This is a genomic window from Altererythrobacter sp. TH136 (genome assembly GCF_007065885.1).
Classification (GTDB): Bacteria; Pseudomonadota; Alphaproteobacteria; order Sphingomonadales; family Sphingomonadaceae; genus Tsuneonella.
On the sequence record NZ_CP041409.1, the window covers coordinates 65,554 to 75,338 of the forward strand.

Genomic DNA, 9,785 nt, shown 5'->3' on the forward strand with positions numbered 1-9,785 from the left:
AGGCGATGCGGTGCCAATGGGAAAGAAGCGCCTCGACCAGTTGCTCGTGGACCGCGGGCTGGCGGAAAGCCGCACGCGCGCGCAGGCGCTGGTCATGGCGGGCCTCGTGTTCTCGGGCGAAACCAAGCTGTCCAAGAGCGGTCAATCGCTGGCGGAGGACGCCGCGATCGAGGTGCGCGGGCGCGACCACCCGTGGGTTTCGCGCGGCGGGATCAAACTGGCCCACGCGCTGGACGTGTTCGCGCTCGATCCGGCTGGGGCCACCGCGATGGATATCGGCAGCTCGACCGGCGGATTCACCGACGTTCTGCTGCAACGCGGGGCGGTGCGGGTGTTCGCGGTCGATTCGGGCACCAACCAGCTCGCCTGGAAACTGCGGCAGGACCCCCGCGTGGCGGTGCTGGAACAGACCAGTGCGCGCATCCTGACGGCCGAGCAGATCGACGCGCCGTGCAACTGGGTGGTGTGCGATGCCTCGTTCATCAGCCTCGCCAAGGTGCTCGAGCGGCCGCTGTCGCTCGCCGCGCCCGACTGCCGGCTGGTCGCGCTGATCAAGCCCCAGTTCGAGGTGGGGCGCGAGGAAGTGGGCAAGGGCGGGGTGGTGCGCGCGGCTGAACTGCATGCGCGGGTGTGCGGCGAGGTCCGCGAATGGCTCACCGCCGGCGGCTGGACGGTGGACGGTCTCACCACCAGCCCGATCACCGGGCCCGAAGGCAACGTCGAGTTCCTGGTGGCCGCGCGCCGGGGCCACGTTGCGCCCGCCGCCGCGCTCGGCCAAGACGAAGCAAGCGTCGCGACCCAGGGCGAATCAGGGGAAGTGGAATGACCGGATTGGCATCGAGGCGACAACTGCGCGCGAGCCTGATGCGTTGGGCGCTGTTCACCGTGCCGCTGGTGCTGCTGCTCGGGTTCCTGTCCGGCCGCGCCGGCAGCAGCGCCGACAGCCCGTGGTTCCAGGCGCTCGCCAAGCCTGACATCTTCCCGCCGCCGATGTGGTTCGGGATCGTGTGGACGATCCTGTACGTCATGATGGGGCTGGCGCTGGCGATCGTCTGCGCCGCGTGGGGCGCGCGCGGGCGGACAGCCGCGATCATCGCATTCGCGGTGCAGTTGGCGGTGAACCTCGCGTGGTCGCCGACGTTCTTCGGGATGCAGCAGATCAGCACGGCGCTGATCGTGATCGCGGTGCTCGATGTGCTGGTGATCGTCACCATCGTGCTGTTCTGGCGCGTGCGGCGAAGCGCGGCGCTGCTGCTGCTGCCGTATCTGGCCTGGATCGCCTTCGCGACCTTGCTCAATTACGAGTTCCTGCGCGCCAATCCCGAAGGCGGGTTGGGGCAGGAGAGCGGGGCGGCGCAGCGGTACGAGATCTGACGCGCCGGAATCTCACTTGCGGGGCGCCGGGGCAGCGGCCACATAGCGCCTTATGCAAAGCGAAAATCATCTGATCTCCGACTTCGTCAAGCTGGCCAACGCGGCTGCCGGGACCGCCGCGGGCATGGCCCGCGAAGCGCGCGAAGGCGCGCGGGAACGGGTGCGTGAGACGGTCGGCGGGCTGGACTTCGTTTCCCGCGAGGAATTCGACGCGGTCAAGGACATGGCCGCCCGCGCGCGCGAGGAAAACGAACGGCTGTCGGACCGGATCGCCGCACTCGAAGCCAGGCTGGCGGCGGGCGGGAACGCTGGTTCCTGATCGAGGTTTAGGTGGAAAGGATCGTTCCACCATCTTCACTCAGCTTAACCCGCCGCTCCCCTTGCACGTCCTCGACAAGGGCGACGGTCTCGCCACCGGTCTGATCGACTACGGTCCTGAGCATAATCTGCTGTGGATCACCGCGATCGACGCGACCGGCGAAATCTGGTGCGCGCCCAATCCGCAAGCCCGCATGCAAGCCAACTGGAGCATGGGCCGCGCCCGCAGCGGCACGGTCGCCGCTTCCCGCGAGCGGATCGCGGCGAAGGCCGGATCGGGAGTGGCGTGCGAAGATTGCGCCGACATGGTGACGCCGGTGGCCGCCTAACTCTCCCGCCGGACCCCGCCGCCGGCCACGCGCCAGATGGCGGCCTGGTCGATGATCGGGTCGAAGGGCGCGGTTTCGGTCCCGGTGAACCACACTTGCGTGCCGCTTCCCGCCAGCCGATCGAACAGCGCCGCGCGCCGGACGGGATCGAGATGCGCGGCCACTTCATCGAGCAGCAGCACCCCCGTGCGGCCGCGCGCCGCCAGTTCGGCGTGCGCCAGCGTGATCGCGATCAGCATCGCCTTCTGCTCGCCGGTCGAGCAGCGCTCCGCCGGTTGCCCCTTGCCGGCCATCGTGATGTCCAGATCGTCACGGTGCGGACCTTCGAGCGTCCGCCCCGCCGCCCGGTCGCGCGCGCGCGCGGCACGCCAGGCTTCGGCACTCGCGGCGCCGCCTGACCGGTAGGCGAGCTCGGGCAGCGCGAACGGCGCGCGGGGCAGGGTGGCTAGCGCGGCGGAGAGGGCCTCCACCAGCGCGGCCCGTCCGGTTGCCAGAGCCGAGCCGGCTTCCGCCATCTGGCCCTCGATCCCGTCGAGCCACAGCGGGTCGGGCGTCGCCTCGCCCGCCAGCAGCCGGTTGCGTTCGCGTAACGCGGCTTCAAAGCGCGCGGCGTTGCGGGCGTGACCGGCGTCGAGCGCCACCGCCAGCCGATCGAGCCACCGCCGCCGGCCCCCCGCGCTGCCGGTGAACAGCCCGTCCATCGACGGTGTGAGCCATGACAGCGCGAGCCATTCGCCCAGCGCGACCGCGCTCGCCTCCGCGCCGTTGATCCGCACCAGCCGGCGGGTGGGCCGGACCGGATCGATCAGGGTGCCAAGGCGCACTTCGTCCGTGCCCAGCGACGCGCCGACCGCAAATCCACCGTCCCCTGCGGCGGAGGCCATCTCGGTGAGAGCCGCGCGGCGCAAACCCCGTCCGGGGGCAAGCAGCGAGAGCGCTTCGAGCACGTTGGTTTTGCCGGCGCCGTTTTCGCCCACCAGCAGATTGAAGCCGCGCGCACCCTCAAGCGTGGTTTCGCGATGGTTGCGAAAGCGGGACAGGGAGATGCGGTCAAGGGCCATCGTAAGTGCCCCGGTTAGCGGTGCGGCACCGCTGCCGCCAGCCGCCATTTCGCCGATACCAACTGTTGGTAAAATTTCCCGATGATGAGCGCGACGTTAATCGCGCAGACATCGGACCGAGACCGAAAATGGCGGAATTATGCGGTTTTCGCGAATTGGCACGCTGCTTGCGAAGTATGCGGCATCCACCGGATGGTCCGATGGAACGCTTGGACAAGGAAATCAGGAAATGCCCGTACTCAACAACAAGCTCGGTGCCGCTCTCATGTCAGCCGCTTTCACCCTCGTGATGCTGTCGATGGCAATCGCTCCCGCAAACGGTGGTGCGCTGCTCCCGGGCGTCATGGCATGAGCGCCATCGACCGCCAGCGCCCCGCTGTGACCCCCGTGCGATCGGGGTTCGGCCTCGACCGCGCCAATGGCAAGATCTTCGGAGTGTGTTCCGGGATCGGCCTCCACTTCGGGATCGATCCCATGATCGTCCGCGCCGTATTTGCAATCGGCACGATCATCGGTCTTGGATCGTTTGTCCTGATCTATCTGGCGATCGCATTGATCGCTGACTGAGGAGGGCGCGGGGGTATTCCGCGCCCTTTCTCATGCCGCCTCACATCGCGCTGATGCCGCCGTCGAGCTTTAGCTCCGCCCCGGTCATGAAGCTGCTTTCGTCGCTGGCGAGGAACAGCACGCCATCGGCGATCTCCCGGGGTTCCCCGACCCGTTTGAGCGGAATCTGGCGAGCCAGCTTGTCCATGATCACGCTCTTCTCGCGGCCCGAACTCGCGACCATCCCGTCGAGGATCGGCGTGTCGACGAACGTCGGGTGGACCGAATTGCAGCGGATATTCCACCCCATCTTGCCGCAATAGAGCGCGACCGATTTCGACAGCATCCACACCGCCGCCTTGCTGGCATTGTAACCGGGCATCGTGTCGCTCGCGATCAGGCCGGCGATCGAGCTGATGTTGATGATCGACCCGGGCTGGTTGTCCTTCATCAGCGGCAGGGCCTTCTGGCAGCCCAGGAACACGCTTTCGACGTTGATCGCGAAGCCGCGGCGCCAATCTTCGAGCGTGCAGGTCTCGATGTTGCCGCGGACGCCGACGCCCGCGTTGTTCACCAGTACGGACAGTCCGCCGAGCTGGTCCCGCGCCATCTCGATCGCGGCGTTCCACTGATCCTCGCTGGTGACATCGTGCTGCATGGCGAAGGCGGTGCCCGCGCCGTGCGCATCGTTGATCGCGGCGGCGGTCGCTTCCGCCCCGGCGCCGTTGACGTCGGTGCACAGCACCCGCGCGCCCTCACATGCGAGCACCTGGCAGTGCGCCGCGCCCAATCCTTGCGCCGCGCCCGTCACCAGCGCCAGCTTGCCCGCTACCCGTCCACTCATAGTCACCCTCTCCCGATGATCGATGCTCCCAAGAGGAGCAGCAGCTTGGCGTCGATCCCGACACCCGCCCGGCGCCGTTCTTCGACGAACGCGGGCACTTCGTCCAGCGGCACGCGGTGGACGGTGATATCCTCGCTATCCGTCCCGCCGCCGTCGCCGACTTTCGTAAGGCCGCTGGCGCGGAACAGGTAGAAGCTTTCCGACAACATCCCGGGCGAGGAAAAGAACTGGCCGCAGTCTTCCATGCGGCCAGCGCGGTAGCCGGTCTCCTCCTCCAGTTCACGGCGCGCGGCGGTTTCGGTTTCCTCGTCCGCATCGTCGGCGTCGCCGACAAGGCCAGCCGGCAGCTCGAGCGAGCGGAGCCCCATCGGCACGCGGAACTGCTCGACCAGCAACACGTGACCCTGATCGATCGCCACGATCAGCGCCGCACGGATGCCGCGCGCCCGGCTGACGTACTCCCACCGCCCGCGCTTTCGCGCGACGATGAAGCGGCCTTCCCACACGACCTCCTCCGGCGCCTTCCGCATCGGGCGGCAGGTTGGGCTGGTCGCTAGACATCACACCTCGATCAGGCGGTCGGGAAGCTCGTTGCTATCATCCTCGGCGCGCGGGAAGTGCTCGGACAGAACGGCGCCGACATCGGCGATGCCTGCGCTGAGCCCGTCCGCGATGCGGCCTTCACGGATGTGCACCAGCATGTCGGCCATCGCCTCGCCCCAGACCTCCGCCGAAACCTGCGTGGCGATCGCGGCGTCCGCGACGATCTCGGCCCGGTGTTCGCGCATGGACAGGTAGATCAGCACGCCCGTGCGGCCGTGCGTGCGCCGCTCCGCCCCGACCTTGAAGTGACGCACCGCCGCGTCGCGCACGCGCCCCTGCTTGATGGGGGCGGGGATCAGCGCGAACTTGAGCGGCCGCCACAGCTGGATCAGCCAGGTGCCCGCGAACTTCACGACGAACCCGGCGAGCGCCAATGAGAGAATTTCGCGCGTGGTCCATTCGTGGTTCCACCCGCCGAATAGCCATTCGACAAGGCGCAAGTAGAAGTCGGGCATCAGCGTGAATGCGGCCAACGCGAGCGTGCCGACCAGCACGGACCAGGCGAGCTGGATATCGCTGTAGCCATCGGACTGTTCGGCCAGCACGGTGACGATTTCGCCCGCGCTCTGCATCTCCGCCGCGGCCACCGCGGCAGAGACCTGCGCGTGCTCGGCTTCGTTCAGATAAGCCATCGTCAGCCCCCGCTACCAGCCACCGGATGCGCCGCCGCCGCCGAAGCTGCCGCCGCCACCCCCGAAACCGCCGCCGCCGAAACCGCCGCTGCCAAAGCCTCCGCCTCCACCACCGCCTGAGCGAGCGGCCGCGCTGAGCGCTTCCCACAGGATGATATTGCCCACTGCGCCGCCCATGCCGCCACGCTGGCGATAGCGCCGGCCCTTACGCCCGCCGCGCATCATCGGCAGGATGACGAAGAACAGCAGGAACCCGCCCCAGATCAGCAGGCCGAACGGGAACCCGCCTTCGCCACCCGATCGCGCGCGTGTCTCTGCGGCCTGCGCCACCTTGGCCGCTTCTTCGGCAGGCAGCTCAAGCTGTTGGATGATCTGGTCGGCACCCGCGACGACACCGCCGGGCATGTCTCCCGCCCGGAACTTTGGCAGGATAGTGTTCTGCACGATCAGCGTGGAATAGCCGTCGGTCAGGACAGGCTCCAGGCCATAGCCGACTTCGATCCGTACCTTGCGGTCGTTCGGGGCGACCAGCAGGATCACGCCATCGTTGCGCTGTTCGTCGCCGATGCCCCACTTGCGCCCAAGCTGGTAACCGTAGTCGGCGATGTCATAGCCCTGCAGACTCGGCACCGTGGCGACGACGAACTGGCGCTGGTTGCGCTGTTCGAAGGCGGTCAGCTTGCTGTCGAGCTGCGCCTCGACCGCGGGCGGGAGGATGTTGGCCGCATCGACCACCCGCCCGGTGAGAGCGGGAAACTCCTGCGCCGCGACTGGCGACGCGAGGAGCGCCGCCAGCCAGGCGAAGACCAGCGCGAGTGAGCGCGCCAAGGGTTACTGGTTCGCGGCCGAAGCGGTCGGCGCCGGCGCGTTGTCATTGGCGCCGGTCGCCCGCGTAGCCGAACCTGAGGGCGTCATGTCGAGCGTGGGCGCCACTTCGGCACCGGCGGTGACCGCCTTGTACGGCACGATCGGCTTCGCGCCGTAGATCACGTTGGCGCCGATCGCGCTGGGGAACGTGCGGATCTCGGTGTTATAGTCGCGCACCGCCTCGTTGTAGTCGCGGATCGAGATGCGGACCTTGTTCTCGACCCCTTCGAGCTGGCCCTGCAGCATCTGGTAATTGGTGATGGACTTGAGGTCGGGATACGCTTCGAAGTTCGCGAGCAGGCGGCCAAGGCCCGAGCTCAGCTGGTTCTGCGCCGCCTGGTATTCCGCCATCTTGGCGGGATCGGTCAGGTCGTCGGCGTTGATCTGGACGCTCGTCGCCTTCGCGCGGGCCTCGATCACGTCGGTGAGGATGCCGCGCTCCTGCTCTGCCGCGCCCTTGGCGACTTCGGCGAGATTGGGAACGAGATTGGCACGTTCCTGGAACGCTGCCTCGACATCGGCCCAGCGCGCCTTCGCGGTTTCTTCCTTGGTGGGGATCGAGTTGATGCCGCAGGCGGAAAGGCCGATCGCGGCCATCGCGACCACGACGGTGCGGCGGAGAGTGGTGAAGGTCATTGCGTCGAGCATCCTATGCAAGCAGCTGTCAACACGGCGCGAAAGGCGCGCCCGGCCTGTATTGCGGTTCTAGCACACCGGCCGGCGCGTTCAAGCGGCCCACCGCTTGCTACTCAAGAAAATCGGGGGCACATCTCACGCTGACATAACCGGGCAGGAGGTGGAACGTGTTCACAGAGTTCAAGGAATTCATCAACCGCGGCAACGTGCTTGATCTGGCGGTGGCGGTGATCATCGGCGCGGCCTTCGGCAAGATCGTCACGTCGCTCACCGACAGCGTCATCATGCCGGTGATCGGCTGGCTGTTCGGCAACACCGATTTTTCAAGCTATTTCATTCGTCTGGGGCCGATACCTGAGACGTACAATGGTTCGCTGACGAACTATGCCGCGCTCAAGGAAGCGGGCGTGCCGATGATCGGTTATGGCGACCTTGTGACCCAGGTGGTCAACTTCCTCATCGTGGCCTGGGTCATCTTCCTGGTCGTGAAGGCCGCCAACAAGGTCAATCGCCGTCCGGACGAAACGCCAGCGGGGCCGAGCGAGATCGAGCTGCTGGCGGAAATCCGCGATGAGCTGCGGCGGCGCGTCTAGTCACTTCACATTCAGCGCAGGGCGACTATATCCGTCGGTGCCGGTCCAAGGGAAACCGAGGGCCGGATATGGCGATAAATTGCGGTGTGCAATAGATACAGCGGACCCGGGGGCAGTACCCGGCGGCTCCACCACCTCCTCTGGCGTTGCAGGGGAAATGACGGGGCCGAACTAGGATCGACGTGTATTGAAAAGCATCGTTTTTGCTCGGGCTGAGTAACCCGTTCAAGGCTCAAAACCCACAAGTGCCAACGACAACGAAGCACTTGCTCTCGCTGCGTAATTCTAGGGGCTAACGCCCTGAAGTTACAAGGCTTTGAGCACGGTTCGGACCGAACCGGGTAACAGAATCGGAAACCGGGGGCCCGGGGGAGCCTAGCAACAGAATCCCCCACCTTCATTTTATTGCTGGACCGACTTGGCCCCGATCGCGGCGGTCCTCGCCCCCCCGAAACAAGGACGGGGAGCCTAGCAACAGAATCCCCCACCTTCTCTACATCGCTGGCGCCTTGGAAGGCTGGCCGATCCAGCGGCCTGAGTTCGCGTACTCCGCCTTGATCCCGCTCGTCTGCGGCAGGTTCTCCGCTTTGAATGCGGCGTCCCCGCCGCGCGCCTGCACGGCCGCGCTGTAAGCGGGGGGCGGGGGCGGGACATACGCTGCCGACTGCGCCGCCGCCTTGCGTTTCGCCGCCTCGTACGCCTGCGCCAGCAGCACCGGATCGGGCGCGGAGTCGGGGGTCAAGGCCTCGCTGCGCGGGTGCGGCGCAGCCATTGGCTCCCCGCCGCGGTAGCGCGCGGCGAAGGCTTCGGAGCGTCCGGCGAGCCCGCGCCACTTGTAGAACGTATGCAGCCCGATCGTCCCGACGTTCTGCAGGCTGGAGGCCCAGTATGGCAGCACGTACGTCGCGTGATAATGCGTGGCCAGGCCGATCGGCCGGTACACGTATCCCGCCAGCGATGCAGCGGCGACCGAGCGGGCGCGCGCCCATGTCGTCCGGGACGGAACCCGTGCCAGCGAGCCATCGCAGGTGAAGCTGAACTGGCACCCGGTGCGCCGCTCGCTGCCCTGGAATACCACCCCGCATACGCTGTTGGGATAGCTGGGATGCGCCACGCGGTTGAGGATCACTTGCGCCACCGCGCGCTGCCCCTCGGTCGGCTCGTTTGCCGCTTCGTAGTACAGCGCCAGCGTCATGCACTGTAGCGCGCGCGCCTTGTCGAGCCCGCTGCCGATCGCGGTGAACGCGCGGGCCGAGGCACTGGCGAGTGGCTCGTCCGCGTCGGAGTGCGCCCCGGTGTCGAGCGGCGGCGGCAAGTCGTCAGTGAGCGCCAGATCGTCCGACGGGGCCGCCGGCACATCCATCAGGTAGAAGAACGCCGACCCGGGAAAGCTTTCGCCCGGTGTCTCGAACGGCATCACGCGCGCCGCCGCCGGGCTGCCGGCATCGTCGAAAGCGCCCCATTCACCGGGCGCGGCCATCGCCGGCACGGCGATCGCCGCGGCGAGCGTGAGCAGCCGCCGCCCCCGGTGTGGACCGTCCAGCGTCAGCAGCGCACGCAGCCGGTCGATCGGCCGGGGAGGCCGCGGGCGGCGGGGCAGGCGAGGTGATGCGGGCAACATGGCTCCTTGGACAGCAAGTGCGCCTACGTCCGCACACCGGTTGGCGCGAGCGCGGTGACTGGCAGTGTCCCTTGGCGGAACAGCCCGCAGGGAATGGTTACCTCGCATGCCTCACCACCGGTTAACTTGCCTCAGGCCGCGCTGCCGCCTATGGGCGCCGCGACGTCATGGGTGCTCGCGAAAGCGGGCCTAAGAGGGAAGGGGGTGCGATGCCCCCGCTGCCCCCGCAACTGTGACCGGGGAGGCTGCCCCCAGATGCCACTGGGACACCGGGAAGGCGGGGGCAAGCTGGCGATCCGGGAGCCAGGAGACCTGCCGGTGATGGTCGTTCGAGCCGGCGGGCGGGGTGTACCGAAGGCAA

Annotated in this window: 14 protein-coding genes, 1 other RNA gene and 1 riboswitch; of the genes, 8 read left to right on the forward strand and 7 right to left on the reverse strand. The window is 67.5% G+C overall.

Annotated elements, in window-relative coordinates; genetic code table 11:
* The first annotated feature begins 16 nt into the window (after positions 1 to 16).
* The 4 genes from C0V74_RS00320 to C0V74_RS13070 are packed head-to-tail and all read left to right on the forward strand — an operon-like array spanning position 17 to position 2,021.
* The gene (locus tag C0V74_RS00320) at positions 17 to 826 is read left to right on the forward strand and encodes a TlyA family RNA methyltransferase (protein WP_210413421.1); all 810 of its coding nucleotides are present in this window, start codon (positions 17 to 19) and stop codon (positions 824 to 826) included.
* On the forward strand, positions 823 to 1,374 hold the full coding sequence (locus C0V74_RS00325) for a TspO/MBR family protein (protein ID WP_143250169.1): 552 nt from the start codon (positions 823 to 825) through the stop codon (positions 1,372 to 1,374). The genes C0V74_RS00320 and C0V74_RS00325 overlap by 4 nt, the downstream gene beginning before the upstream one ends.
* Before the next feature lie 52 nt (positions 1,375 to 1,426).
* Positions 1,427 to 1,693, forward strand: a complete 267-nt coding sequence (locus C0V74_RS00330) for an accessory factor UbiK family protein (protein WP_143250170.1) — start codon at positions 1,427 to 1,429, stop codon at positions 1,691 to 1,693.
* Positions 1,694 to 1,724: 31 nt separating this feature from the next.
* Positions 1,725 to 2,021 carry a hypothetical protein gene (locus C0V74_RS13070; RefSeq protein WP_246845014.1) on the forward strand — a complete coding sequence of 99 codons (297 nt, stop codon included), beginning with the start codon at positions 1,725 to 1,727 and terminating at the stop codon, positions 2,019 to 2,021.
* On the opposite strand, the gene recF is transcribed toward C0V74_RS13070, so the two are convergent.
* Positions 2,018 to 3,082, reverse strand: coding sequence for a DNA replication/repair protein RecF (recF, locus tag C0V74_RS00340; protein ID WP_143250171.1), 1,065 nt, complete (start codon positions 3,080 to 3,082; stop codon positions 2,018 to 2,020). The genes C0V74_RS13070 and recF overlap by 4 nt on opposite strands.
* Positions 3,083 to 3,311: 229 nt before the next feature.
* Between recF and C0V74_RS13200 the strand changes: the two genes are divergently transcribed.
* Together C0V74_RS13200 and C0V74_RS00345 are read left to right on the forward strand one after the other, a co-directional pair.
* Positions 3,312 to 3,434: a hypothetical protein gene (locus tag C0V74_RS13200; RefSeq protein ID WP_282595924.1), complete on the forward strand. Its 123-nt coding sequence runs from the start codon at positions 3,312 to 3,314 to the stop codon at positions 3,432 to 3,434.
* Complete coding sequence (locus C0V74_RS00345; protein ID WP_143250172.1) at positions 3,431 to 3,649, forward strand: PspC domain-containing protein; 219 nt, start codon at positions 3,431 to 3,433, stop codon at positions 3,647 to 3,649. Before C0V74_RS13200 ends, C0V74_RS00345 begins: the two co-directional genes overlap by 4 nt.
* A gap of 40 nt (positions 3,650 to 3,689) precedes the next feature.
* Here C0V74_RS00345 and C0V74_RS00350 read toward each other — a convergent pair whose 3' ends face one another.
* The 5 genes from C0V74_RS00350 to C0V74_RS00370 are packed head-to-tail and all read right to left on the reverse strand — an operon-like array spanning position 3,690 to position 7,222.
* Positions 3,690 to 4,472, reverse strand: coding sequence for an SDR family oxidoreductase (locus C0V74_RS00350; RefSeq protein ID WP_143250173.1), 783 nt, complete (start codon positions 4,470 to 4,472; stop codon positions 3,690 to 3,692).
* Positions 4,473 to 4,474: 2 nt separating this feature from the next.
* Positions 4,475 to 5,002 (reverse strand): NUDIX hydrolase, encoded by a 528-nt coding sequence (locus C0V74_RS00355; protein ID WP_143250174.1) that lies wholly within the window; start codon positions 5,000 to 5,002, stop codon positions 4,475 to 4,477.
* 30 nt (positions 5,003 to 5,032) lie between these two features.
* Complete coding sequence (locus C0V74_RS00360) at positions 5,033 to 5,707, reverse strand: hypothetical protein (protein ID WP_143250175.1); 675 nt, start codon at positions 5,705 to 5,707, stop codon at positions 5,033 to 5,035.
* A 12-nt stretch (positions 5,708 to 5,719) separates the two neighbouring features.
* Positions 5,720 to 6,535 (reverse strand): TPM domain-containing protein, encoded by an 816-nt coding sequence (locus C0V74_RS00365; protein ID WP_210413422.1) that lies wholly within the window; start codon positions 6,533 to 6,535, stop codon positions 5,720 to 5,722.
* 3 nt (positions 6,536 to 6,538) lie between these two features.
* Positions 6,539 to 7,222 (reverse strand): LemA family protein, encoded by a 684-nt coding sequence (locus C0V74_RS00370; RefSeq protein WP_246844901.1) that lies wholly within the window; start codon positions 7,220 to 7,222, stop codon positions 6,539 to 6,541.
* 155 nt (positions 7,223 to 7,377) lie between these two features.
* Here C0V74_RS00370 and mscL point away from each other — a divergent pair, with 155 nt between their 5' ends.
* Positions 7,378 to 7,803, forward strand: coding sequence for a large conductance mechanosensitive channel protein MscL (gene mscL / locus C0V74_RS00375; RefSeq protein ID WP_131623621.1), 426 nt, complete (start codon positions 7,378 to 7,380; stop codon positions 7,801 to 7,803).
* Positions 7,804 to 8,162: a transfer-messenger RNA gene (ssrA, locus tag C0V74_RS00380) on the forward strand.
* Between the two features lie 134 nt (positions 8,163 to 8,296).
* Here ssrA and C0V74_RS00385 read toward each other — a convergent pair.
* On the reverse strand, positions 8,297 to 9,421 hold the full coding sequence (locus tag C0V74_RS00385) for a cell wall hydrolase (RefSeq protein WP_246844902.1): 1,125 nt from the start codon (positions 9,419 to 9,421) through the stop codon (positions 8,297 to 8,299).
* A 155-nt stretch (positions 9,422 to 9,576) separates the two neighbouring features.
* Positions 9,577 to 9,759, forward strand: a riboswitch (cobalamin riboswitch).
* The last annotated feature ends 26 nt before the right edge of the window (positions 9,760 to 9,785 follow it).